This window comes from Staphylococcus sp. HL28 (assembly GCF_021117155.1).
Classification (GTDB): Bacteria; Bacillota; Bacilli; order Staphylococcales; family Staphylococcaceae; genus Staphylococcus; species Staphylococcus warneri.
In genome coordinates this window covers 1,882,423-1,907,408 of record NZ_CP088218.1, presented here as the reverse complement: position 1 = coordinate 1,907,408, position 24,986 = coordinate 1,882,423, and the positions used below count along the sequence as shown (strand labels likewise).

The following is a 24,986-nucleotide window of genomic DNA, read 5'->3' as shown; positions in this document are numbered from 1 at the left end:
CTTTTTACTTTATTTATTGTGCTTTGTAACCAATCATATTGATTAAATCTTTAGGATGGCTATATGGTGGAGCGTAGGCAACTTCGAATTCTGTTAATTCATCAACTGTCATATTATTTTGCATCGCCATTGATAAAACATCAATTCGTTTATCCACGCCTTCTTGACCAACTGCAGCTGCACGTATGATTACTCTTGTTTCTTCATCGTAATAAACTCTTAAATGTAAAGGTGTATTACCTGGGTAATAACCTGCATGTGCTCCTTGCTTCGTTTCAACCGTTTTATAATTAAATTGAGATAACTCATCTGGTTTGACGCCCACACTAGCAAATGTATAATCAAAGAATTTTACTATATTTGCACCAAGATAACCTTTAAATTTAATATTATCATTACCAACTAATCGTTCTGCGATTATACTTGCAGCACGATGGGCACCCCAAGCAAGAGGTACATTAGCTTTTAAGTCAACATGTCTATAATGAGAAGTGATGACATCACCTAATGCATAGATATTATGAATATTAGTTTGGAAATAGTCATTAACTGGTATAAAGCCCTTGTCATCAATTTGGATATTAGATGACTTTATAAATTCAGAATTAGGTTTTGTACCGATACCTTCAATGATGATATCGAACTGTTCTTTCTTACCCGATTTGAATGAAACGTCATGATCATTGATATCAGTGATTTCTTCATTTAAACGATACTCAATATGTTTTTCTTCTAGTTCATCAAAGATAGGTTGATTCATATCTTGATCCATTAATTTATTTACTTGTTCGGAGCGATGAATAAGTGTGATATCTAACCCGCGTTGATATAAATTTTCAAGTACTTCAAGCGAAATATAGCCGGCACCTACAACAAGTGCTTTATGAACGTTATGAGTATTAATATATTCGTTAATCGCATCAGTATCTTCTAAATTCCTTAAAGTAAAGGCCATGTCAGTATTAAAGTTAAGTCGATTGGCACTGCAACCAGGACTAAGTATTAAATAATCATAGGGTTCTTCAAATGTTTCGTCACTAGCTCTATTTTTCACAGTAACAGTTTGACGCGTATCATTAACTGCTATGACTTCATGATATGTTTTTACATTAATTTGCTTTTTATCATAAAATGATTCAGGTGTATATGCTAAAACTTTCTCTCTTTCAGTGATGACATCGCTTAAATAATAAGGTAAAGCACAATTCGCAAAGCTCATATCTCTATCTTTTTCAAATACAGTAATTTCACTACTTTGATCTAAACGTCTAATTTGGCTAGCACATGTAGCACCACCTGCTACAGCACCAACTACAACAATTTTACTCATTTGACAACCTCCTTATATCATAAAAATGCTGAGATAGTATCGTGTCACCATCTCAGATTGATCTAACACCTCGTTCTATGAATAATAACGGATATTCAAATTAAAGAAGTCATTTAAATATCTACCAATACCATCATCGTTGTTACTAAATGTAGTTTCATTTGCTATATCTTTTAGTTCTTGTAAACCATTATCCATAGCAATACCATGTTGTGCATATTTAATCATTTCAATATCATTATCTTCGTCACCGAAAGCAATAATATGTTGTGGATCAATATTTAAAAACTGTCTGACTTGTTCAATACCACGTGCTTTATTAATGCCACGTTTAACGATTTCTATCACTGGGAAAGGTGCACCCCAACGACGATGTTCAATATTTTCAGCATAAAAATGAGTTAATTTATCTTTTATTTCTGGGATTTTACTTTCTTCAGCTTCTACTAAAAGTGATGTAGGTGATTCATTAAGTTGTTCAAGTAAGTTACCAGTTTGGATTCTCGGGTTACCCATAGAGAACCCTTCAAACAAGCGTGGATCATGATTATTGATAAAAACATAATCTTTAACTTCTGCAATGATATTAGTTACTTGAAATTGTTGTAACTTTTCGATGATATTTTTAGACATATCAATGTCTAATACTTCATGTATTGTTTTGAATTCATCAGATTTAGGATGATGTACATAAGCACCATTAAAATTCACAACCGGTGTATCCATGTTTAACTCATGATAATATATTTGGCTCGCTCGATAAGGGCGACCAGTCGCTATCATAATCGAATGACCGCGTTGCTGTAATTCAGTTAATACTTGTTTCGTATAATTAGAAATTTCTTTATTATCATTTAATAATGTTCCATCTAAGTCTAAGCAAATTAAATAAGGTTGCATAAATATCTCCTTATGTCGTTTTAATATATTGTAGTAGTATCATAGCATTTTATTGGCGTTTTGTCGGATATTTGATATATTAGTATAAAGATAAATATAGAGAGGTGATACTAATGGAAGAGGCGTTAAAAGATAGTATCCTAGGGGCTCTAGAAATGGTAATCGACCCTGAATTAGGCATTGATATTGTTAATTTAGGTTTAGTATATAAAGTTGATGTGGATGATGAAGGACTTTGTACTGTTGAGATGACATTAACTTCTATGGGTTGTCCTTTAGGACCGCAAATTATCGAACAAATTAAAACTGTTTTAGCAGAGATTCCAGAAATTCAAGATACTGAAGTAAACATTGTATGGAGTCCACCATGGAATAAAGACATGATGTCTAGATATGCAAAAATTGCACTAGGCGTTGGATAATCTTTATGACAAAGAATAAGAATGGTCATGTAGTTTAATGCACGAATTGTGTATAGGATGCTATGTGCCATTCTTTTTTTATTTTTGAAACGTATGACCATTCATATATAAGTCAAAATCTAACGGATTATTCCTAAAAATAAAAAAATTCCTTGGAAAATTATCAGAAAAACAAATCGTCATTAAAAATATAGTATTCATTTAGTATTTAAGTTGAATTTATATTACGATTGTATTACAATATTTAAGACTGATTGTAACTAGAACACAATAAATTTAAGTTGTGAATAAATTGTCAGAAGAGTAATCTTAGTCAATCTATACAGATTATTAAAGTTAAATCTGTTTTGAAAATATTAATTTATACAATTTGTTAGACATACATATCTCTTTTAACTTAAGACTCGAATGACGTATTTATACAGATTAATCATATTATTAAGAAATCTGTTTTAAACGAAATTCGAAATGACTCTATGGGGAAGAAAGTGAAATATGGAAAAAGAATATAAAAGAACTAAAACTAGGGGTAAGCGATTAAGATATATGCCTGGTTTGGATGGATTAAGGGCGATAGCCGTAATCGGCATTATCATTTACCATCTAAATAAGCAATGGTTGACAGGCGGCTTTTTGGGTGTAGATACATTTTTTGTAATTTCAGGTTATTTAATCACAAGTTTATTATTAAAAGAGTATGAAGAAACTGGCATTATTAATTTAAAGAATTTCTGGTTACGTCGATTAAAGCGACTAGTACCAGCAGTATTAGCATTACTATTAGTAGTAGGTATAGCCACTTTATTATTCAAATCTGAAGATATAGTTAGAGTGAAACATGATATTATAGCAGCTATATTCTATGTTTCAAATTGGTGGTATATAGCTAAAGATGTTAACTACTTTGAACAGTTTTCATTCATGCCATTAAAACATCTTTGGTCGTTAGCGATAGAGGAACAATTTTATTTATTTTTCCCTGTCGTTTTAATTACATTATTGCTAACTATAAAGAAATATCGCAATATTACATTAATTTTTTGGATTATTTCATTGTTATCGCTCATGCTAATGATTGTGATTTCACAACCACATCTTAATCATTCAAGAGTGTATTTTGGAACTGATACGAGACTACAAACATTATTATTAGGTGTGATTTTAGCTTTCTTATGGCCACCATTTAAGCTAAAGGCCCAACCACCTAAAGTTTTACAGCGAGCGATAGACGGCGTGGGATTATTTGGACTGGCCTTTTTAATCTTATTGTTCTTTACAGTTCAAGATGAAAGCGACTGGATATATGATGGTGGGTTTTATATTATTTCTACTATGACGTTGTTGATAATCGCAAGTGTTGTTCATCCATCTACATTAGTATCGAAGTTATTAGGTAATCCATTATTTGTTTATATCGGCAAACGTTCATATAGTTTATATTTATGGCATTTCCCTATTATTAGCTTTGTACATAGTCATTTTATTGCAGGTCAAATTCCTTTCTATGTTTACATTGTGGATATTATTTTAACAGTGTTATGCGCTGAAGCTTCTTATAGATATATCGAAACACCATTTAGAAAAGAAGGTTTAAAGGCCTTCACATTGAAACGTAAATACAAACCTGCGCTTATAAGAACAATTGCAATTATAATATGTATCATTCCGTTTGCATTTATTATGGGTGGTGCGTTTGATGGTTTAGGTAAAGATAAAATCGATCAAAAATCCAATTCATTCAATACAGATTTAGAAGATAAATATTTAATAAGAATGATTCCAATAGATAAAATTGGTCAAAAAAGTAGTAAGGACACAGATGTTTATACTGATATTAATCCATTGTTAATCGGAGATTCGGTAATGGTAGATATTGGTGAAAACTTTAAAGATAGAGTACCTAAAGCTAAAATTGATGGTAAGGTTGGTAGAAATTTGTATCAAGCTATTCCACTAGTAGAAGATAATTATAAACAATACAATAAAAAAACAGACCAAGTTATTTTAGAATTAGGTACTAATGGAGATTTTAATAAAAAGCAACTTGATGATTTAATTAATAAATTTGGAGATGCGCAAGTATATTTGGTCAATACTAGAGTACCAAGAGGGTACGAGGATCATGTCAACAAACTAATGGCAGATGCAGCTAAAGAAAAAAGTAATGTAACATTAATCGATTGGTATAAAAGATCAGAAGGACATACAGAATACTTTGCGCCAGATGGCATACATTTAGAACATAGTGGTGTAGAAGCCTTAACAGATGAAATTTTAAGTAAGATTAAAAAGAAATAATACAACTATTTAATCAATCAAGACAATCATATGTGTACGATATTACTAAAATGTATTGAGTGTTGATTAAAGTCATAGTGAAAGCCCGAGGTAAATAGATATCTCGGGTTATTTTGTATCATTTAACGAAACCTTTTGAAGCGGTTAAATGTAGTTATTAGTGCTTAGTTTGTTGTTTGAATTATTGGGAAATAGAATAATAAAAATATTTGATTCATCACAATTGCTATTAAGAATAAACCAAAAAAATATTACAAAAAACAAGCTTAAGTTCTTGATAATTTTTTAGAAGGGGACTATAATATAGTTAAGGTCAAAGAAAGTCAAAGTCAAATCAAAAATCTTTACTTTGACCAACTCTAAAATAATAGAGGTGAAAACAATTGGATATCAATAAAATGACATATGCTATACAAGGTTCATTACAAAGAGCCATTGAGTATAGTAAAGAATTTGAATTACAAAATATCGAAATTGAAGCTATTTTAAAAGCGAGTTTAAATGAAAATGAAAGTTTAATTAAGAGTGTTCTAGAACGTGCAAATATTGATGTAGAAGAACTAGAAAAAGCTTATGATAATAAATTAAAAGCTTATCCAACTGTACAAGGAGATAATGTACAGTACGGTCAATATATAAGTGCAAAAGCAAATGAATTAATGAATAAATCTGAAACTTATATGAATGAATATGACGATGAATTTATTTCAATGGAGCACGTACTTCGTGCAGCGATGGACATTGATCAAACTACACAAAACTTCATAGGTAATAAAAATGAAGTAGTTAAAGAAATTATTAACAAAATAAGAGGGGGAAATCATGTGACTAGTCAGAACCCAGAAGTAAATTATGAAGCATTAGAAAAATATGGACGTGACTTAGTAGAAGAAGTACGTCAAGGTAAAATGGATCCGGTTATTGGCCGTGACGAAGAAATTCGTAACACTATACGTATATTAAGTCGTAAAACAAAAAATAATCCTGTATTAATTGGTGAACCAGGTGTTGGTAAAACAGCGATTGTTGAAGGATTAGCACAACGTATTGTTAAAAAGGACGTACCTGAATCATTATTAGATAAAACCATTTTCGAACTTGATTTAAGTGCATTAGTTGCAGGTGCCAAATTTAGAGGCGAATTCGAAGAGCGCTTAAAAGCAGTACTTAAAGAAGTTAAGGAATCTGATGGTAGAATTATATTATTTATAGATGAAATTCATATGTTAGTAGGCGCTGGTAAAACGGATGGCGCAATGGATGCCGGAAATATGTTGAAACCAATGTTAGCCCGTGGTGAATTACATTGTATCGGTGCTACAACTTTAAATGAATATAGAGAATATATCGAAAAAGATTCAGCTCTAGAACGTCGTTTCCAAAAAGTTGGCGTCAGTGAACCAGATGTTGAAGATACAATATCCATTCTACGTGGATTGAAAGAGCGCTATGAAGTGTATCATGGTGTACGTATTCAAGACCGTGCATTAGTTGCAGCAGCAGAACTATCTGATAGATATATTACTGATAGATTTTTACCTGATAAAGCTATAGACTTGGTTGACCAAGCATGTGCCACTATACGTACTGAAATGGGATCAAATCCAACTGAATTAGACCAAGTTAATCGACGCGTAATGCAATTAGAAATTGAAGAAAGTGCATTGAAAAATGAATCTGACAATGCTAGTAAACAACGTTTAGAAGAACTTCAAGAAGAATTATCAAATGAAAAAGAAAAACAAGCGTCATTACAATCACGTGTAGAACAAGAAAAAGAAAAAATTGCAAAACTACAAGAAAAACGAGCAGAATTAGATGAAAGTAGAAAAGCCTTAGAAGACGCACAAACTAATAATAATCTTGAAAAAGCAGCAGAATTACAATATGGTAAAATACCTCAATTGGAAAAAGAATTAAAAGAATTAGAAGACGTTTTCCAAGATGAACAAGGCGAAGATAATGATAGAATGATTCGTGAAATTGTATCTGATGAAGAAATTGGCGATATCGTTAGTCAATGGACAGGTATCCCAGTATCTAAATTAGTCGAAACAGAAAGAGAAAAATTACTTCACTTAGGCGATATTCTTCATAAACGTGTGGTTGGACAAGATAAAGCTGTAGACTTAGTATCAGACGCAGTTGTACGTGCAAGAGCAGGTATCAAAGATCCGAATAGACCTATTGGTAGTTTCCTATTCTTAGGACCTACAGGTGTAGGTAAAACAGAATTAGCTAAATCATTAGCAGCGTCATTATTCGATTCTGAAAAACATATGATACGCATTGATATGAGTGAGTACATGGAGAAACATGCAGTGTCTAGATTAATTGGTGCCCCTCCAGGCTATGTAGGTCATGATGAAGGCGGCCAATTAACTGAAGCAGTTAGAAGAAATCCTTATTCAGTCATCTTACTTGATGAAGTAGAGAAAGCGCATAGCGATGTGTTCAATGTGTTACTTCAAATATTAGATGAAGGTCGATTGACTGATTCTAAAGGTAGAAGTGTGGACTTTAAAAATACAATTATTATCATGACTAGTAATATCGGTTCACAAGTCCTATTAGAACAAGTTTCAGAAACAGGCGATATAAGTGAATCAACTGAAAAAGCGGTCATGGATAGCTTGCATGCTTACTTCAAACCTGAAATTTTAAACCGTATGGATGATATTGTGTTATTCAAACCATTATCAGTAAACGATATGAGTATGATTGTCGATAAAATATTAGGTCAATTGAATATGAGATTAGTTGATCAAAGAATTACCATTGAAGTAACTGACGAAGCGAAAAAATGGTTAGGTGAAGAAGCTTATGAACCTCAATTTGGTGCACGTCCATTGAAACGATTTGTACAAAGACAAATTGAGACACCATTAGCGCGTATGATGATTAAAGAAAACTTACCAGAAGGTACTAAAATAAATGTAGATCTTAATAATGATAACGAATTAACATTTGACGTGACTAAACCAGAATAATCACATCAAGTCAAAAAACAAAAGAAAGCTGGTAGCGACTATATTAATATAGTCGCTACCAGCTTTTTGTAATTAATAACAAATGTCCTATCTGTTACTAGACATGACCATTTGTTTAATTTTTATTATTCGTATTGTTCTGACGTGCTTTTTGGACTTATTGTAGCTGCTAAGATAGCAACTGCTACAGTAAAGATAACAGCCATGATGATTGGAGATACGACGTTTAACGCACCGCCACCATTTAAACTATTCAATACGAAATTGACCATTTGTAACAAGACTAATGCCCAAATAAATGTCATGAGGTATTTCATTGTATGTGACCTCCAATATAATATATACCTTTATTTTAATAGAAAAATACATGTTTGTATAGAGTGAATCAGAATGTAGTATGATATATAATCACTTTAACGATATATGATATCATTAATAAGATAATCATTGATTTTAGAGATATGGTTTGATTAGTATTAAGCAAATGCAAATATAGGTTATCATAATAGAATCGATACTTTACTTTGTTTATCAATTAAATGATAAATAAAAGTGATATGCTTGAGTTTAAAAACAGTAATATGTTAAATTAATACCTGGTATTAAAAATTTATTAAGAAGGTGTACAACCATGGATGTGGGTATTAAAGGTTTCGGAGCTTATGCTCCAGAAAATATTGTAGACAATGCCTATTTTGAACAATTTTTAGAAACATCAGATGAATGGATTTCTAAAATGACAGGAATCAAAGAAAGACATTGGGCAAATGAAGATCAAGATACTTCAGATTTAGCTTATGAAGCAAGTGTAAAAGCAATTAAAGATGCTGGTATTCAACCAGAAGATATAGATATGATTATTGTTGCGACAGCTACTGGTGATATGCCATTTCCAAGTGTAGCGAATATATTACAAGAACGTTTAGGTACAGGTAAAGTGCCTACAATGGATCAACTTGCAGCATGTTCTGGATTTATGTATTCAATGATTACAGCTAAACAATATATTCAATCTGGAGATTATCACAATATTTTAGTTGTCGGTGCTGATAAATTATCTAAAATCACTGACTTAACAGATCGATCTACGGCTGTTTTATTCGGTGACGGTGCTGGAGCAGTTGTCATTGGCGAAGTATCAGAAGGTCGTGGTATTATTAGTTACGAAATGGGATCTGATGGAAGCGGTGGCAAATACTTATATTTAGATAAAGAAACTGGTAAATTAAAAATGAATGGACGAGAAGTATTTAAATTTGCAGTTAGAATTATGGGCGATGCGTCAACACGCGTAGTTGAAAAAGCAGGTTTAACTTCTGACGATATCGATTTATTTGTTCCTCATCAAGCTAATATAAGAATTATGGAATCAGCTCGTTTACGCTTAGGTATTGAACCAGAAAAAATGAGCGTATCCGTAAACAAATACGGCAATACATCTTCTGCATCAATACCATTAAGTATTAATCAAGAGCTTGAAAACGGTAAAATTAAAGATGACGATACTCTTGTCTTAGTAGGTTTCGGCGGAGGCCTGACTTGGGGCGCAATCGTTATCAAATGGGGAAAATAGGAGGATAACTAATGAGTGAAAATAATAGAGTTGTTATTACAGGTATCGGAGCCTTATCTCCAATCGGTAACGATGCTGAAACAACATGGCAGAATGCATTAAAAGGAGTTAATGGTATCGATACTATTACACGAATTGATACTGAAAATTATAATGTGCATCTGGCTGGTGAGTTAAAAGATTTTAATATCGAAGACCACATTGATAAAAAAGAAGCACGTCGTATGGATAGATTTACTCAGTATGCTGTTGTAGCGGCTAGAGAAGCGGTCAAAGATTCTCAATTAGATATCAAAGCTAATGCTAACCGTATAGGTGTGTGGATTGGTTCTGGTATTGGCGGAATGGAAACATTTGAAACGGCACATACGCAATTGGTAGAACGTGGACCGAGACGTGTTAGCCCATTCTTTGTACCCATGTTAATTCCTGATATGGCTACAGGCCAAGTATCTATTGATTTAGGTGCTAAAGGACCAAGTGGTTCAACTGTCACTGCATGTGCGACAGGTACTAACTCAATTGGTGAAGCATTTAAAATTATCCAACGTGGTGATGCAGATGCGATGATTACTGGTGGTACAGAAGCGCCTATTTCACATATGGCTATCGCAGGTTTCAGTGCAAGTCGTGCATTATCTACAAACGATGATAAAGAAACGGCTTGCCGTCCTTTCCAAGAAGGTAGAGATGGCTTTGTTATGGGTGAAGGTGCAGGTATTGTAGTTATAGAATCACTAGAATCTGCAAAAGCACGTGGTGCTAACATTTATGCAGAAATTGTTGGATACGGTACAACAGGTGATGCTTACCATATTACTGCACCAGCTCCTGAAGGTGAAGGCGGTTCTAGAGCAATGCAAGCTGCTTTAGATGATGCAGGTATTGAAGCTAAAGATATTCAATATCTAAACGCTCATGGTACAAGTACGCCAGTGGGTGATTTATACGAAGTACAGGCTATTAAGAATACATTTGGAGATGCAGTCAATAATTTAAAAGTAAGTTCTACTAAATCAATGACTGGTCATTTATTAGGCGCTACTGGTGGTATTGAGGCGATCTTCTCTGCACTTTCAATTAGAGATTCAAAAATTGCACCAACGATTCACGCTGAAACACCAGACCCAGAATGTGATATAGATTATGTTCCAAATGAAGCACAAGACTTAGAAATTACACACGCAATGAGTAATAGTTTAGGTTTTGGTGGGCATAATGCTGTTCTGATTTTCAAGAAATTTGAAGATTAATAAGTACAAAGCGCAAGTGTGATTGACATCGCACTTGCGCTTTTTTTTACATATTGAACGAAATAATTATTGTGATTAACACTAAAAGTAAATGTATAAGCAAGTTTGGGAACACCCATGAGGAAATCATGTAGTGTTCTTTTTTGACGTGTTGGGGATTAAAAAAACTATCATCTTTCATGCTACGTTTTCTTGAAGTAGAGGACAGTTGATATTTTAAACGTCTAAATCCATAGCTTGTTACATCGAAGATACCTTCTTGAACTAATAAAATAATGAATAATATGATGAAAATCACTAATGAAACATAAAATAAGACATTGATGAACTCGACCCATGTATGTTTGGTCCATAACCAAAAAATAAAGGAAATGAATAGAGTTATTAGTAATGGATAGAGATAAGATTTAATTATTTTCAATAACATCACTCCGTATCGTATTGATTTTAGTTTACATTACTCAACTTATTCTGAAAACAAAAAAATTCTATTTTATAAAATGCTTGCTTTATTGCATTAACGCAAAACTATATTGATTTTACATGTAAGTTATATATATAATACTAATAAAGTATTCTGAATATTTTGAAGGGATTGTCAATTGTGAAAAATAAATGGGGGGATTAGATGGGAAAATACATCCTTAAAAGATTAGGTTATATGTTTTTATCATTATTCATCATTATAACAATCACATTTTTCTTGATGAAAATGATGCCAGGTTCACCATTTAATGATGCAAAATTAAATGCTGATCAAAAAGCGATATTAAATGAGAAATATGGGTTGAATGACCCCGTCGCAGTGCAGTACGTACATTATCTAAAAAATGTTGTGACAGGCGATTTTGGTTATTCATTCCAATACCATAATCAACCGGTATGGGAATTGATTAAGCCAAGATTAATACCATCATTTGAAATGGGATTAACGGCCATGATTATTGGTATTATCGTTGGACTCATTTTAGGAATTGCAGCAGCTACGAAACAAAATACTTGGGTGGATTACACAACGACTGTAATTTCAGTTATTGCAGTGTCTGTACCATCATTCGTATTAGCAGTTTTATTACAATATGTGTTTGCAGTACGTTTAAGATGGTTCCCAGTTGCAGGATGGGAAGGATTTTCTACAGCGGTGCTACCTTCACTCGCTTTATCTGCAGTAGTTTTAGCAACAGTAGCCCGTTACATACGAGCTGAAATGATTGAAGTATTAAGTTCAGATTATATTTTATTAGCACGAGCAAAAGGTAATTCAACGATGAGAGTGTTGTTCGGTCATGCTTTAAGAAACGCTTTGATACCTATCATTACGATATTAGTGCCGATGTTAGCAGGTATTTTAACTGGGACGCTTACCATTGAAAATATCTTCGGAGTACCTGGATTAGGGGATCAATTCGTACGTTCGATTACTACAAACGATTTCTCAGTCATCATGGCGACAACGATTTTATTTAGTACATTATTTATTGTATCTATTTTTATCGTAGATATTTTATACGGCATTATAGATCCTAGAATTCGTGTTCAAGGAGGTAAAAAGTAATGACAGATAAAAGAATGGATAAAGATTACTCAAATGCAGCAATGTCACATACCTCTGAAGGGGCAGTTTCTACGGATTTTGTATTAAGAGAATTAGATTTAAATCAAGAGCCAGAGTTACAACGTGAAAGTAAAAACTTCTGGCAAGATGCGTGGGCGCAATTAAAAAGTAACAAACTAGCTGTTGTTGGTATGATTGGACTCATTTTAATTGTGTTATTCGCATTTATTGGACCTTTAATGAATAACAGAGATTATGCAGAGCAAAATGTTGAACATCGAAATTTACCAGCCAAAATACCAGTGTTAGATAAAGTACCATTTTTACCATTTGATGGTAAGGGAACGGATGGTAAAGACGCATATAAAGAAGCTCACGCAAAGGAAAACTATTGGTTTGGTACTGATCAATTAGGGCGTGACTTGTGGACAAGAACATGGAAGGGAACACAGATTTCATTATTCATTGGTATCGTTGCAGCGATATTAGATATTTTTATTGGTGTGACTTATGGTGCTATTTCAGGTTTCTTTGGCGGTCGAATTGATAATGTCATGCAAAGAATCCTAGAAGTTATTGCGTCAATTCCTAATCTAATTGTTGTTATTCTCTTTGTATTAATTTTTGAACCTTCGATTTGGACTATAATTTTAGCGATGTCCATCACAGGTTGGTTAGGTATGAGTCGTGTTGTTAGAGGTGAATTCTTAAAATTAAAGAACCAAGAATTTGTACTGGCTTCTCAAACTTTAGGTGCATCTAAATTCAAACTGATATTCAAACATATTTTGCCTAATACATTAGGTGCAATTGTTGTTACATCTATGTTTACAGTACCAAGTGCTATTTTCTTCGAAGCATTTTTAAGCTTTATTGGTATCGGTGTACCAGCACCACAAACATCTTTAGGATCACTCGTCAACGATGGACGTGCAATGTTATTAATTCACCCACACGAATTATTCATACCAGCAATCATTTTAAGTTTATTAATTTTATTCTTCTATCTATTTAGTGATGGATTACGTGATGCATTCGATCCGAAGATGCGTAAATAAAGGAGGGGCATGTATATGGCAGAGAGAATTTTAGAAGTCAACGATTTGCATGTTTCATTTGATATTTCTGCAGGGGAAGTTCAAGCTGTCCGAGGCGTAGACTTTTACCTAAATAAAGGGGAAACATTGGCAATTGTTGGAGAATCAGGTTCTGGTAAATCAGTTACGACCAAAGCAATTACGAAGCTATTCCAAAGGGATGCAGGTCGCATTAAACAGGGAGAAATTAACTTTTTAGGGGAAAACCTTGCGAATAAAAGTGAAAAAGAATTAATTAAATTACGTGGTAGAGATATCTCAATGATATTTCAAGATCCAATGACCTCTTTAAACCCAACGATGCAAATAGGTAAACAAGTTATGGAACCATTAATTAAACATAAAAATATGAGTAAATCTCAGGCTAAACAACGAGCGTTAGAAATTTTAAATTTAGTTGGATTGCCTAATGCTGAAAAGCGTTTTAAAGCATACCCACATCAATTTTCAGGTGGGCAAAGACAAAGAATTGTTATCGCAACAGCACTGGCATGTGAACCTAAAGTATTAATTGCTGATGAGCCAACGACTGCACTTGATGTAACAATGCAGGCCCAAATATTAGATTTAATGAAAGAACTACAACAGAAAATTAATACTTCAATTATCTTTATTACACATGATCTAGGTGTCGTAGCAAATGTTGCTGATAGAGTAGCCGTTATGTATGGTGGACAAATGATTGAAACAGGTAATGTTGATGAAATATTTTATGGTCCGAAACACCCTTATACTTGGGGATTATTATCATCCATGCCAGATTTAACTACGAGCAATGATACAGATTTAATTGCAATTCCTGGTACACCACCAGATTTATTGCATCCACCGGTAGGAGATGCATTTGCTAGACGAAGTCAGTATGCATTAGATATTGATTTTAAAGAAGAAGCACCGTGGTTTAAAGTATCACCTACACATTTTGTTAAGTCATGGTTATTAGATGAAAGAGCGCCCAAAGTTGAACCACCATTAGCGGTTCAAAAGCGCTTTAAAACATTACCTAACCAATATGAACAACCCATCAAAGTAGAGAGGGTGGCGTTTAATGATTAATCAAAAAACGAAATTAGTAGAAGTGAAACATTTAAAACAATATTTTAATCAAGGTAAAAAGAACGAAGTTAGAGCAATTGAAGATATTTCATTTGATATTTATAAAGGTGAAACTTTAGGTTTAGTTGGAGAGTCAGGTTGTGGTAAATCAACTACAGGTAAAGCCATCATTAAATTAAATGATATCACTAGTGGAGAAATTATTTATGATGGTACGGATATACATAATATTCGTAAACGCCAAGATATGTTGAAATTCAACAAGAAGATTCAAATGATATTTCAAGATCCCTATGCGTCATTAAACCCACGTCTAAAAGTGATGGACATTGTAGGTGAAGGTATAGATATTCATCATTTAGCCACAGATAAACGTAATCGTAAGAAACGTGTATATGATGCACTAGAAACAGTAGGGTTAAGCAAAGAACATGCGAATCGTTATCCTCATGAATTTTCAGGTGGACAACGTCAACGTATTGGTATAGCACGAGCATTAGCAGTAGAACCAGAATTTATCATTGCTGATGAGCCGATTTCAGCATTAGACGTTTCCATACAAGCACAAGTTGTCAATATTATGTTACGACTACAAAGAGAAAAAGGGATTACGTTCTTATTTATTGCACATGATTTATCAATGGTTAAATACATTTCTGACAGAATAGCCGTGATGCATTTTGGAAAAATTGTTGAACTCGGACCTGCAGATGATATATACAATCATCCTTTACATGACTATACGAAATCATTGTTATCAGCGATTCCTCAACCTGATCCAGACGTTGAAAGACAGAGAAAACGTATTACATATGAAGCGAGTAATGCAGATGATCAAAATAGACAATTGTACGAGATTCGACCAGAACACTTTGTCTTTGCAACTGAAGCGGAAGCAGAAAAATTAAAACAGCAAGTGAATACGGCAGGATAATCAAAGGGAGGGGGATACGTATGAAAAAATGGATAACACTGATTGCGATTTTTATCATTTCATTAAGCACCTTATCAGGTTGCAGTAACAGTAAAAGTTTATATTCAGATGAAGGTCAAGTTATGAGATTAGTTTTGAGTCAAGATATAACATCACTAGATACTGGTCTAATTACTGAAGAGAAATCTTTTGAAGTAACTGCACAAGCTTTTGAAGGGTTATATGTGTTGGGTAGAGGAGATAAAGCAAAACTTGGAGTAGCAAAAGAATTTCCTAAAAAATCTAATAATGGTAAAACATTAACAATTAAATTAAGGAATAATGCAAAATGGAGTAACGGTGATCCAGTTACTGCAAATGACTTTGTATTCGCTTGGAGAAAAGTAGTTAATCCTAAAACGGGATCAGAATTTGCTTATATCATGAATGATATAAAAAATGCAGAAAAAATAAATACCGGTAAAAAACCGGTTAAAGATTTAGGAATTAAAGCAATAGATAAATATACTTTGAAAATAGATTTAGAAAAGCCTATTCCATATATTAATCAATTATTAGCCTTAAATACTTTTGCTCCACAAAATGAAAAAGTAGCAAAGAAGTATGGAAATAAATATGGAACGAATGCAGAAAAAGCAGTATATAATGGACCATTCAAAGTAGATGAGTGGAAACCAGAAGATAAAATTCGTCTAACTAAAAATACAAAGTATTGGGATCAAAAGAATGTTAAATTAGATAAAGTTAATTATAAAGTATTAAAAGACCAACAAGCCGGCGCTTCCCTCTATGACACTAAATCAGTTGATGATACTAGTATTACTGCGGATCAGGTAGATAAATATAAACATAATAAAGGTTTAAGGTATCGTTTAACTTCAGGAACATTTTTTATAAAGATGAATCAAAAAGAATTTCCAGATTTCAAAAATAAGAATTTAAGACTTGCTATCGCTAATTCTATAAATAAAAAAGGATATGTAGATTCAGTAAAAAATAATGGTTCGATACCGTCTTCTACTTATACTGCTAAAGGAGTAGCTAAATCTCCAGACGGAAAAGATTATACAAATCAAATTAAATCACCACTAAACTTTAATTCTAAAGCAGCTAAAGAGCATTGGGAAAAAGCACAAAAAGAATTAGGAAAAAAGAAAGTAACTTTTTCAATGAATACTGAAGATACACCTGATGCTAAGATATCTGCAGAATATATAAAATCTCAAGTAGAATCAAATCTACCTGGAGTAACATTAAAAATAAAACAATTACCGTTTAAGCAACGTGTTAATTTAGAACTTACAGAAAATTATCAAGCTTCACTTGGCGGTTGGTCTGCTGATTATCCAGATCCAACAGCTTATTTAGAAATTATGCAAACAGGTAATGCGCAAAATAACACTAATTGGGGTAACAAGAAATATGATAGTCTAGTAAAACAAGCTAAAGGAAGCTTGTTGCAGAAACCTAATGAAAGAAATATAGCAATGAAACAAGCTGAAGAACTTTTATTAAAAGAAGCTCCTGTTGCGCCTATCTATCAAAAAGGAGAAGCACATCTAATAAACCCACAGGTTCAAAACTTTTATTATCATAAAGTTGGACCAAATTATTCATTAAAAGATGTGTATATCGACAAATCGATTGATAGAGAAACTGGTAAAAAGAAAAAATAATATAATTAAAAAGCACTGAGGGATGACAACCTCAGTGCTTTTTCGTATGGTGAATCGATTATCTTTTACGACCAAGACCCATTGCTTTTTCCATTTTTTTCAATGTTTTAAATGAGGCTTGATGTGCCTTATCTCTACCTTTATCTAGGATATCATCAAGTTCATCAGAGTTATAAAATGCTTCGTATTTTTCTTGGAAGTTAACTAGGAATGTTTTAACTATTTCAGCTAAATCACCTTTGAATTTTCCGTAACCTTCTCCCTCATATTTCGCTTCGATATCTTTAATAGGTTCATTTGTTAAACCAGAATAAATTGAAAGTAAATTAGAAACCCCTGGTTTATTATCACGGTCAAACTTAATAATACCGTCTGAATCAGTGACTGCACTTTTAATTTTTTTTGCTGCTACATTTGGTTCGTCTAATAGTGAAATGAAGTTCTTTTGATTATCATCACTTTTACTCATCTTTTTAGTAGGATCTTGTAAACTCATCACACGACCACCTACTTTTGGCATACGGATTTCTGGTTTAATTAAAACGTCATTATAACGACTATTAAATCTGTCAACTAAATTACGTGTTAATTCCATATGTTGCTTTTGATCTTCACCAACAGGAACGATGTTAGTATTATAAATGACAATATCAGCAGCCATTAGAGGTGGATATGTAAGTAATCCTGCTGGGACACCATCCGTTCGTTTTTGAGCTTTATCTTTAAATTGTGTCATACGTTCTAATTCACCAATTGAAGCTATTGTAGTGAGCATCCATCCTGCTTGGACATGTGCAGGGACTTCAGATTGAATGAAAAGGGTAGATTTGTCAGGATCAATACCTGAAGCTAGATATATTGCTGCGAGCTGTCTAATTTGTTTGCGTAATTTCAAACGGTCTTGAGGTACAGTGATTGCATGTTGATCAACAATACAGAAGAAACAATCATAATCATTTTGTATTTCTTCAAATTGTTTTAATGCACCTATATAGTTACCAATTGTTGGTATACCGCTTGGTTGAATGCCTGAAAATAATGTTTCCATATTAGATGCCTACTTTCTCAAAATATTATTTATCTCTCATTATAACAGTATTTCTTTAAATTGTAAGTTGTGTTAAAATGAATGTATACCTAAGTATTAAATAGTTTGTGAGATAATTTTGAATAATTTCAAGATTTCTCAGAAAAATTAGGATTTTCTCATTTAATTTTAATGTTAGATGGTTATAATATATATTGTAAGGTTAAGAAAGCAAATAACAATAATTTCTTTAATCTATAACTAATTAAAAATTAATGAATGAATCCATTTATAGGAGAGTGAGATGTATGGTAACATTATTTACTTCACCAAGTTGCACATCTTGCCGTAAAGCGAAAGCATGGTTACAAGAACATGACATTCCATATACGGAGCGTAACATTTTTTCTGAACATTTAACAATCGATGAAATTAAATTAATATTAAAAATGACTGAAGACGGAACTGATGAAATTATTTCAACTCGTTCTAAAACATACCAAAAATTGAATGTGGATATTGATTCTTTACCATTACAAGATTTATATTCAATTATTCAAGATAATCCAGGTTTATTACGTCGCCCAATCATTTTAGACGATAAACGTTTACAAGTAGGTTATAACGAGGATGAAATCAGACGTTTCTTACCAAGAAAAGTCCGTACGTTCCAATTACAAGAAGCTCAACGTTTGGTTGACTAATAACTTTAATAACTATGTGATTTTATCACTTTACTAAAAGATATTAAGACAACACTATTGTTAAATGGTGTTGTCTTTTGTGTATTTTTTGAAAATAAATCATGAACAAATGCTCTGTTTTTTAGCATTAAAATAGGGAATATGTTAATATAAGAAACCATCTTGAGAATAGTTAAATTTAATCAAACAAATAGATTGTAATTTGAGTCACGTTCTAATACAATATGGTTACTATTCATCGACTGTAAGGAGTGAGATGATATGAGAATAGAACGCGTTGATGATACAACAGTTAAATTGTTTATAACATATAGCGACATAGAAGCTCGTGGATTTAGTCGTGAAGATTTATGGACAAACCGCAAACGTGGTGAAGAATTCTTCTGGTCAATGATGGATGAAATTAATGAAGAAGAAGATTTTGTCGTTGAAGGACCACTATGGATTCAAGTACATGCCTTTGAAAAGGGTGTGGAAGTGACTATTTCTAAGTCTAAAAATGAAGATGCCATGAATATGGCTGAAGATGGTAATTTTGATCAATTTGATGACCAAGTAAATGAACTTCTAGCTCAAACACTTGAAAGCGAAGATAATATCGAAAATATATTTGAACAACGTAATCAACAAAAGAAAGCGCAACAAGAACAATCTCAAAGACAACGCAAACAAGCCAATATTCGTACAGTGATTGTAAAATTTGAGGATTTAGAACAAGTCATTAATTATGCATATCACAATAACCAAAGTGCTGTTGAGTTTGAAGATTTACTTTATATGGTTGACTCACAATATTACTATGCTATTCATTTTGATGACACGGTCGATCAAGAGACAATTAATGATAGTTATAGTCAATTATTAGAATTTGCATACCCAACTGATAAAACAGAAGTATATTTAAATGATTATGGTAAGATTATTATGAGCCATAACGTTACTTCACAAGTGCGTCGTTACTTTACTGACGCAGTTGAATAAATTTAATAGATTGATAAACGAGACATGTGGATGTCTCGTTTTTTTATGGTTAATGCAAGGGTCAAGTTACACAAGTAAATTGAAGGTTTGCTTCGTTGAAATATATGAGGTGAACTAATGTTAGTAGCTATAAATGAAAAGCATGAATATGTGTTAGCAAAGCAAGCAATAAAGAATCAGAATTATTTGTGTCCACATTGTAAAACAAAAGTGATTTTAAAAAATGGAACGAAAGTAATAGCGCATTTTGCACATGTGAATCCATGTCAATTATGGAACTCGAAAGGGGAAAGTGCATTACATTATCAAACTAAATTCAAAATTGCCTCTATGTTTAAAAGATTGAATTATAAAGTTGAAATTGAACCATATTATGAGAAAATACAACAATTTCCTGATATTGTTATTAATTCATCATTTGCGATTGAGATACAATTTTCTTCCATTCCATTGTCTGATATTCAAAAGCGTACCATAGGGCTAATGAGTGTCGGAATTGTACCAATTTGGATTATCAAAGATATCAAATACCGAAACGGTAAATTAACATTAAATGACCATCAAACCACTTTTATAAATGCGTCACATAGGTCTCTGTATACATGGCAAGAAAAGTTTTGCCAATTAATCAGATATTCAAATATACAACATATAGGAGGGAGACAATTTCGTGCAAAAAGAGACATAGTGGAAGATATGACAATATTACTGACAGAAAAAAGACATAAAAACATGGTATGTTATAAATTAGGCGAAAGCCTTATAAATAGATATATCCTACACTGCCGTCGTAAGAATTCTGTATTAGAACCAACACTAAGCGCTATGTATCAATTGCAACTTAATGACAAGGAAGTCATTCAACAATTTGGCATTATTATCCCTCTACAAATTTATATCAAAACACATCCAATTGAATGGCAGCTACAACTTCAACTTTTAGAACTGCATAACGAATTGACGAGTATTAATGTAGAGTCTGTGATAAAATTGCGGCATTTTGCATATCATTATTACGACAAATCAAAACTGTTAAATAAAATAATAGAACAGTACCAAAATGCACGAAAAACGAATTGTAATGACGTGCAAATTATCTATTAAAATGAGAAAATTAAGTTATTGATTATTTCGAGGAGGTTTACATGATGAGTCAACAATTATCAAGAGAAGAACAGGAACGTAAATATCCTGAATATACATGGGATTTAACAACGATATTCCCAAGTGATGATGCATTTGAAGCGGCATTTAAAGATGTCGAAAATGACATCGGTAAAGAAGAACAGTTCAAAGGTCACCTAGGAGATAGTGCAGATACTTTATATCAAGCCTTAGCATTAGAAGACGAAATAGGCACTAAATTAGAAAAAGTATATGTCTATGCTCACTTAAAACAAGACCAAGATACTGCCAATGATCAGTATACAGGCATGGAAGCACGTGCACATCAATTAATTATTAAATTTAGTTCGGCATGGAGCTTTTTAGTACCAGAAATTTTACAACTTGATGAAGAGACAATTCAAACGTTTATTCAATCAAATGATAAATTAAAACAATATGAATTTGATCTACAACTTATCAATGAAAAGCGTCCACATATATTAGATGCTGATACTGAAAAATTACTGACTGAAGCACAGGATGCTTTATCTACACCGTCAAACGTATATGGTATGTTCAGTAATGCGGATTTAGAATTTGAAGATGCTATTGATAAAGATGGTAAAGCACATCCGTTAACGCAAGGTACATTTATTAAATATCTAGAGTCAGATGATCGTGTTTTAAGAGAATCTGCTTTTAGAAACGTATATAAAGCTTATGGATCTCATAACAATACTTTAGGAGCAACATTAGCAGGTGAAGTGAAGAAAAATGTGTTTAATGCGCGTACGCATCACTATAAATCTGCTCGCGAAAAAGCTTTAAGTAATAACCATATTCCAGAAGAAGTATATGATAATTTAGTTAAAACGGTTCACAAATATTTACCGTTACCTCATAGATATACACGTTTAAGACAAGAGCTATTAGGCATCGATGACTTGAAAATGTATGATTTATATACACCATTAGTGAAAGACGTTAAATTCGATATGCCTTATGAAGAAGCTAAATCATGGATGTTAAAAGCACTTGAACCAATGGGTGAAGAATATTTAAACGTGGTTAAAGAAGGATTGGACAATCGTTGGGTTGATGTTTATGAAAACAAAGGTAAACGCTCTGGCGGATATTCATCTGGTGCACATTTAACTAACCCATTCATTTTATTAAACTGGTCAGATACAGTTTCAGATTTATATACATTAGTTCATGAATTTGGTCATTCAGCACATAGTTATTTCAGTCGTCAAAATCAACCATCTAATTTAAGTGACTATACTATATTTGTAGCTGAAGTAGCATCAACATGTAATGAAGCTTTATTAAGTGACTATATGGATAAGCATTTAGATGACGACAAACGTTTATTATTATTGAATCAAGAACTTGAACGCTTTAGAGCAACTTTATTCCGTCAAACTATGTTTGCAGAATTTGAACATAAAATTCATCAAATTGAAGAAGCAGGGGAACCATTGACGCCGAATCGCATGAATGAGGAGTATGCCAAACTTAATAAACAATACTTTGGTGATGCAGTTGAAACAGATGAAGACATTAGTAAAGAATGGTCACGAATTCCTCACTTCTATATGAATTATTATGTATATCAATACGCAACTGGTTATAGTGCTGCACAAAGTTTAAGCCACCAAATCTTAACAGAGGGACAACCAGCTGTTGAAAGATATATTAATGAATTCTTGAAAAAAGGTAGCTCAAATTATCCAATTGAAATCTTAAAAAATGCAGGTGTAGATATGACATCACCTGAACCAATTGAACAAGCTTGTGAGGTATTCGAACAGAAATTAGATGCTTTTGAAAAACTAATGAAAGCTTAATATGATTGAATTCGCTTACATTATGAACAGATTGTGACAATTTAAATTTAATCAAACACAAAGGTTGAAATGGGATATACGTCGTGTTATATTATGAACATGAAATTAATCACATAACAAACATACCCCTTTGTTTGAAGTGAAAAATTTCTCCCATCCCCTTTGTTTAGCGTCGTGTAATCAGACACGGCGTTTTTTTATTTGTTGTAAAATAAGCAGTGGACAATATACATAAATTATACAAATTATGAATAAACAAAAAATCAGCGCAACAGATCATTTGATATCTGTTGCGCTGATTTTTAAATATTGAACCACATCAATTTTCAACATTTAGGCATTTTAGATTTCCAAAACTTACCATCAGGATAATTTAATTTTTCAACTTTCTGTTGTAGCATGAGTTTTTTCAATTCTTTATTTAATAATTTTTCAGGCCACTCATAAATTGTGAGTAACTCTTCCATTGTCACAAGTTGCTTCTGTTGTATATAAGTTTCTAACTTCGGAGGCAAATTCTTTTCAATTGGTGTCCCCATAAGTTCATTGATGATATATGTGTATATGTGATATGGATAAAGGCCTTCAACTTTTAATCCTTCTTCATGTACGTCTTCACTGAAGAACACGAGGGATGGAGATTGTTCTATTTCCATTTCACGTGCTATATGCAAATCAACTTTTAAACTTTCTGTTAGTTTACTTTTCTGTAAGTCTTCTTTAAACACATCGTAATCAATTCCAGCATTTTTTACACAATCACATATCATTTCTTCGGTAATAATATCGCGTTTTGGTATAATTTCATTTTGCATTAAATGAATAAATCGCTCTGCTCTTAAACGACCTTGTAATTCAGCCGCTTTGTAAGCTAATGCAATATTATCGAAATCAGAGGTGCTTTGTGCTTGGCATTTTGTTAAAACTTTTAATGAAGGATTAAGAATATGTCTAACACGTATATATTGATTATATTCAATTCTTAGTTTTGATAAGATTGCCGATATTTTAAAACAATCTTTACTAAAAGGATCGAAAAAAGAGTAAATTTCTATTTTGCATACAGGTGATAGATCAGTATTTGCATCTTCTCGACTCTTATTCTCCATTACTCTTAACTCTTCAGCCATGTCTTTTCACCTACAATTATTTTTCGGAATTCACCATATGATTAGCTGTTAGTCGCAATCTTTCAAATAAATAGTCACCAACCCCAGCAGGGAAGTTAGCATGATTAATTGCTATAGACATATTTTCTAACCAAGCATCGCGCTCATATTCAGTAATCGTAAATTCCATATGTCGTCTTTTCAACATGGGGTGTCCATGTTCCTGTGTATATAAATCAGGGCCTCCTAAAAACTGAGTTAAAAATTGCTTTTGTTTTCGACTCGTTTCTATAAAATCACCAGGGAATAAATGATTAATTCTTTCGTCTTTTTCAACTAATTCATAAAAATGATCAATCATTTGATATAGTGCATCTTGCCCGATGATGTCATATGGTGTTTTAGGCATAATATCACCGTATTTCATTAATATATATCTAATATAACATGAATTTTTACATTTGAAAGTAATTTGCATTATAGCTTCCATTGTTGTAATTAAGCTAAATTAGCTTTTCTATTAAAGAAACGTTGGACTTTATTTAAAGGTTTCTCATGAGTCATATGAAATGATTTCAGTAAGTCATTAAACTTTTGTAAGCCCTCGTCATAATCATGTACTTCGAATTCTAGCTCGTAATCTTTAGTCCCGAGATACTCACTTTTATCTAACACAAGAAGTTCATTTTGATAGGAGGTTTCCATTCTATACGTCGTTAAAGCACCTAGTATCATTAATGAGCCATCTTTGACATCAAAGTCCTCCACTAATATTTGTCTAATCTCGTCTGGCAATTGGTCGTGATAAACCGTTTTGTCAATTTCAGGTTCAAGCGTCACATTGAAATTATATTCAGTTAAACCTACCTCTGCAGGTACTTTGAGTGTCATCTCATAAGTATTATCTTTGACGCGAATTCTTAATGCAGAATAGTGATCCTTGAGTTTAAAATCGGCGGTATCTATATAGTAATTAATTTGTTTGAAGGGGGAAGTTTCCTTGAAATATTGGTCTTTAATATCATTATATGTTGATTCGCTAAGTATTTGTTTAAATTCAATTTCATTATTTGTTGCCATTCATCGTTACTCCTCTACAACGTTGTTTGTTTTATTAATAGTAT

22 protein-coding genes are annotated in these 24,986 nt (G+C 32.6%); 14 read left to right on the top strand and 8 right to left on the bottom strand.

Annotated elements, in window-relative coordinates; translation table 11 throughout:
• Positions 1 to 13: 13 nt before the first annotated feature.
• Both LPC11_RS09235 and LPC11_RS09230 read right to left on the bottom strand, forming a co-directional pair.
• Entirely contained in the window at positions 14 to 1,330 is a 1,317-nt protein-coding gene (locus tag LPC11_RS09235) for a CoA-disulfide reductase (RefSeq protein WP_023374998.1), read from the bottom strand.
• Between the two features lie 75 nt (positions 1,331 to 1,405).
• Positions 1,406 to 2,230: a Cof-type HAD-IIB family hydrolase gene (locus tag LPC11_RS09230; protein WP_023374999.1), complete on the bottom strand. Its 825-nt coding sequence runs from the start codon at positions 2,228 to 2,230 to the stop codon at positions 1,406 to 1,408.
• Positions 2,231 to 2,343: 113 nt separating this feature from the next.
• Between LPC11_RS09230 and LPC11_RS09225 the strand changes: the two genes are divergently transcribed.
• The 3 genes from LPC11_RS09225 (at position 2,344) to clpB (ending at position 7,940) form a co-directional block, all read left to right on the top strand.
• A complete protein-coding gene (locus tag LPC11_RS09225; RefSeq protein ID WP_002450788.1) occupies positions 2,344 to 2,652 on the top strand; it encodes a metal-sulfur cluster assembly factor in 309 nt (102 codons plus the stop codon).
• A gap of 495 nt (positions 2,653 to 3,147) precedes the next feature.
• A complete protein-coding gene (locus tag LPC11_RS09220) occupies positions 3,148 to 4,950 on the top strand; it encodes an acyltransferase family protein (RefSeq protein ID WP_023375001.1) in 1,803 nt (600 codons plus the stop codon).
• Between the two features lie 383 nt (positions 4,951 to 5,333).
• Positions 5,334 to 7,940 carry an ATP-dependent chaperone ClpB gene (clpB, locus tag LPC11_RS09215; RefSeq protein WP_041613915.1) on the top strand — a complete coding sequence of 869 codons (2,607 nt, stop codon included), beginning with the start codon at positions 5,334 to 5,336 and terminating at the stop codon, positions 7,938 to 7,940.
• A gap of 125 nt (positions 7,941 to 8,065) precedes the next feature.
• Here the strand turns inward: clpB and LPC11_RS09210 are convergent, their stop codons facing one another.
• Entirely contained in the window at positions 8,066 to 8,257 is a 192-nt protein-coding gene (locus tag LPC11_RS09210; protein WP_002450785.1) for a YjzD family protein, read from the bottom strand.
• Positions 8,258 to 8,571: 314 nt separating this feature from the next.
• Between LPC11_RS09210 and LPC11_RS09205 the strand changes: the two genes are divergently transcribed.
• Both LPC11_RS09205 and fabF read left to right on the top strand, forming a co-directional pair.
• Positions 8,572 to 9,513, top strand: coding sequence for a beta-ketoacyl-ACP synthase III (locus LPC11_RS09205; RefSeq protein WP_231307225.1), 942 nt, complete (start codon positions 8,572 to 8,574; stop codon positions 9,511 to 9,513).
• A gap of 11 nt (positions 9,514 to 9,524) precedes the next feature.
• A complete protein-coding gene (gene fabF / locus LPC11_RS09200; RefSeq protein ID WP_023375003.1) occupies positions 9,525 to 10,766 on the top strand; it encodes a beta-ketoacyl-ACP synthase II in 1,242 nt (413 codons plus the stop codon).
• A 46-nt stretch (positions 10,767 to 10,812) separates the two neighbouring features.
• Here the strand turns inward: fabF and LPC11_RS09195 are convergent, their stop codons facing one another.
• On the bottom strand, positions 10,813 to 11,193 hold the full coding sequence (locus tag LPC11_RS09195; RefSeq protein WP_023375004.1) for a DUF3899 domain-containing protein: 381 nt from the start codon (positions 11,191 to 11,193) through the stop codon (positions 10,813 to 10,815).
• A 201-nt stretch (positions 11,194 to 11,394) separates the two neighbouring features.
• Here LPC11_RS09195 and opp3b point away from each other — a divergent pair, with 201 nt between their 5' ends.
• The 5 genes from opp3b to LPC11_RS09170 are packed head-to-tail and all read left to right on the top strand — an operon-like array spanning position 11,395 to position 17,084.
• Positions 11,395 to 12,321 carry an oligopeptide ABC transporter permease gene (gene opp3b, locus LPC11_RS09190; protein WP_002467196.1) on the top strand — a complete coding sequence of 309 codons (927 nt, stop codon included), beginning with the start codon at positions 11,395 to 11,397 and terminating at the stop codon, positions 12,319 to 12,321.
• On the top strand, positions 12,321 to 13,379 hold the full coding sequence (opp3C, locus tag LPC11_RS09185; protein WP_023375005.1) for an oligopeptide ABC transporter permease: 1,059 nt from the start codon (positions 12,321 to 12,323) through the stop codon (positions 13,377 to 13,379). Before opp3b ends, opp3C begins: the two co-directional genes overlap by 1 nt.
• 15 nt (positions 13,380 to 13,394) lie before the next feature.
• Positions 13,395 to 14,474 (top strand): ABC transporter ATP-binding protein, encoded by a 1,080-nt coding sequence (locus LPC11_RS09180; RefSeq protein ID WP_107566301.1) that lies wholly within the window; start codon positions 13,395 to 13,397, stop codon positions 14,472 to 14,474.
• Positions 14,467 to 15,408, top strand: coding sequence for an ABC transporter ATP-binding protein (locus tag LPC11_RS09175; protein WP_023375007.1), 942 nt, complete (start codon positions 14,467 to 14,469; stop codon positions 15,406 to 15,408). Before LPC11_RS09180 ends, LPC11_RS09175 begins: the two co-directional genes overlap by 8 nt.
• Positions 15,409 to 15,428: 20 nt before the next feature.
• A complete protein-coding gene (locus LPC11_RS09170; protein ID WP_023375008.1) occupies positions 15,429 to 17,084 on the top strand; it encodes a peptide ABC transporter substrate-binding protein in 1,656 nt (551 codons plus the stop codon).
• A gap of 58 nt (positions 17,085 to 17,142) precedes the next feature.
• Here LPC11_RS09170 and trpS read toward each other — a convergent pair whose 3' ends face one another.
• Entirely contained in the window at positions 17,143 to 18,132 is a 990-nt protein-coding gene (gene trpS, locus LPC11_RS09165) for a tryptophan--tRNA ligase (RefSeq protein ID WP_023375009.1), read from the bottom strand.
• Between the two features lie 287 nt (positions 18,133 to 18,419).
• Between trpS and spxA the strand changes: the two genes are divergently transcribed.
• The 4 genes from spxA (at position 18,420) to pepF (ending at position 22,753) form a co-directional block, all read left to right on the top strand.
• The gene (gene spxA, locus LPC11_RS09160) at positions 18,420 to 18,815 is read left to right on the top strand and encodes a transcriptional regulator SpxA (protein WP_002450775.1); all 396 of its coding nucleotides are present in this window, start codon (positions 18,420 to 18,422) and stop codon (positions 18,813 to 18,815) included.
• Between the two features lie 261 nt (positions 18,816 to 19,076).
• Complete coding sequence (gene mecA, locus LPC11_RS09155; RefSeq protein WP_023375010.1) at positions 19,077 to 19,796, top strand: adaptor protein MecA; 720 nt, start codon at positions 19,077 to 19,079, stop codon at positions 19,794 to 19,796.
• A gap of 117 nt (positions 19,797 to 19,913) precedes the next feature.
• Positions 19,914 to 20,900, top strand: coding sequence for a competence protein CoiA (locus LPC11_RS09150; protein ID WP_023375011.1), 987 nt, complete (start codon positions 19,914 to 19,916; stop codon positions 20,898 to 20,900).
• Between the two features lie 44 nt (positions 20,901 to 20,944).
• On the top strand, positions 20,945 to 22,753 hold the full coding sequence (gene pepF / locus LPC11_RS09145; protein ID WP_231307224.1) for an oligoendopeptidase F: 1,809 nt from the start codon (positions 20,945 to 20,947) through the stop codon (positions 22,751 to 22,753).
• A gap of 326 nt (positions 22,754 to 23,079) precedes the next feature.
• Here the strand turns inward: pepF and yjbH are convergent, their stop codons facing one another.
• The 3 genes from yjbH to LPC11_RS09130 form a co-directional block, all read right to left on the bottom strand.
• Positions 23,080 to 23,883 carry a protease adaptor protein YjbH gene (gene yjbH / locus LPC11_RS09140; protein WP_002465634.1) on the bottom strand — a complete coding sequence of 268 codons (804 nt, stop codon included), beginning with the start codon at positions 23,881 to 23,883 and terminating at the stop codon, positions 23,080 to 23,082.
• A 16-nt stretch (positions 23,884 to 23,899) separates the two neighbouring features.
• A complete protein-coding gene (locus tag LPC11_RS09135; protein WP_104681671.1) occupies positions 23,900 to 24,271 on the bottom strand; it encodes a truncated hemoglobin YjbI in 372 nt (123 codons plus the stop codon).
• 89 nt (positions 24,272 to 24,360) lie between these two features.
• Entirely contained in the window at positions 24,361 to 24,942 is a 582-nt protein-coding gene (locus LPC11_RS09130) for a CYTH domain-containing protein (RefSeq protein ID WP_023375014.1), read from the bottom strand.
• Between the last annotated feature and the right edge of the window lie 44 nt (positions 24,943 to 24,986).

Coding starts and splice junctions, on each gene's coding strand:
- LPC11_RS09235 (WP_023374998.1), bottom strand. CDS start 1,330: ATGAGTAAAATTGTTGTAGTTGGTGCTGTAGCAGGTGGTGCTACATGT.
- LPC11_RS09230 (WP_023374999.1), bottom strand. CDS start 2,230: ATGCAACCTTATTTAATTTGCTTAGACTTAGATGGAACATTATTAAAT.
- LPC11_RS09225 (WP_002450788.1), top strand. CDS start 2,344: ATGGAAGAGGCGTTAAAAGATAGTATCCTAGGGGCTCTAGAAATGGTA.
- LPC11_RS09220 (WP_023375001.1), top strand. CDS start 3,148: ATGGAAAAAGAATATAAAAGAACTAAAACTAGGGGTAAGCGATTAAGA.
- LPC11_RS09210 (WP_002450785.1), bottom strand. CDS start 8,257: ATGAAATACCTCATGACATTTATTTGGGCATTAGTCTTGTTACAAATG.
- LPC11_RS09205 (WP_231307225.1), top strand. CDS start 8,572: ATGGATGTGGGTATTAAAGGTTTCGGAGCTTATGCTCCAGAAAATATT.
- fabF (WP_023375003.1), top strand. CDS start 9,525: ATGAGTGAAAATAATAGAGTTGTTATTACAGGTATCGGAGCCTTATCT.
- LPC11_RS09195 (WP_023375004.1), bottom strand. CDS start 11,193: ATGTTATTGAAAATAATTAAATCTTATCTCTATCCATTACTAATAACT.
- opp3b (WP_002467196.1), top strand. CDS start 11,395: ATGGGAAAATACATCCTTAAAAGATTAGGTTATATGTTTTTATCATTA.
- opp3C (WP_023375005.1), top strand. CDS start 12,321: ATGACAGATAAAAGAATGGATAAAGATTACTCAAATGCAGCAATGTCA.
- LPC11_RS09180 (WP_107566301.1), top strand. CDS start 13,395: ATGGCAGAGAGAATTTTAGAAGTCAACGATTTGCATGTTTCATTTGAT.
- LPC11_RS09175 (WP_023375007.1), top strand. CDS start 14,467: ATGATTAATCAAAAAACGAAATTAGTAGAAGTGAAACATTTAAAACAA.
- LPC11_RS09170 (WP_023375008.1), top strand. CDS start 15,429: ATGAAAAAATGGATAACACTGATTGCGATTTTTATCATTTCATTAAGC.
- trpS (WP_023375009.1), bottom strand. CDS start 18,132: ATGGAAACATTATTTTCAGGCATTCAACCAAGCGGTATACCAACAATT.
- spxA (WP_002450775.1), top strand. CDS start 18,420: ATGGTAACATTATTTACTTCACCAAGTTGCACATCTTGCCGTAAAGCG.
- mecA (WP_023375010.1), top strand. CDS start 19,077: ATGAGAATAGAACGCGTTGATGATACAACAGTTAAATTGTTTATAACA.
- LPC11_RS09150 (WP_023375011.1), top strand. CDS start 19,914: ATGTTAGTAGCTATAAATGAAAAGCATGAATATGTGTTAGCAAAGCAA.
- pepF (WP_231307224.1), top strand. CDS start 20,945: ATGAGTCAACAATTATCAAGAGAAGAACAGGAACGTAAATATCCTGAA.
- yjbH (WP_002465634.1), bottom strand. CDS start 23,883: ATGGCTGAAGAGTTAAGAGTAATGGAGAATAAGAGTCGAGAAGATGCA.
- LPC11_RS09135 (WP_104681671.1), bottom strand. CDS start 24,271: ATGCCTAAAACACCATATGACATCATCGGGCAAGATGCACTATATCAA.
- LPC11_RS09130 (WP_023375014.1), bottom strand. CDS start 24,942: ATGGCAACAAATAATGAAATTGAATTTAAACAAATACTTAGCGAATCA.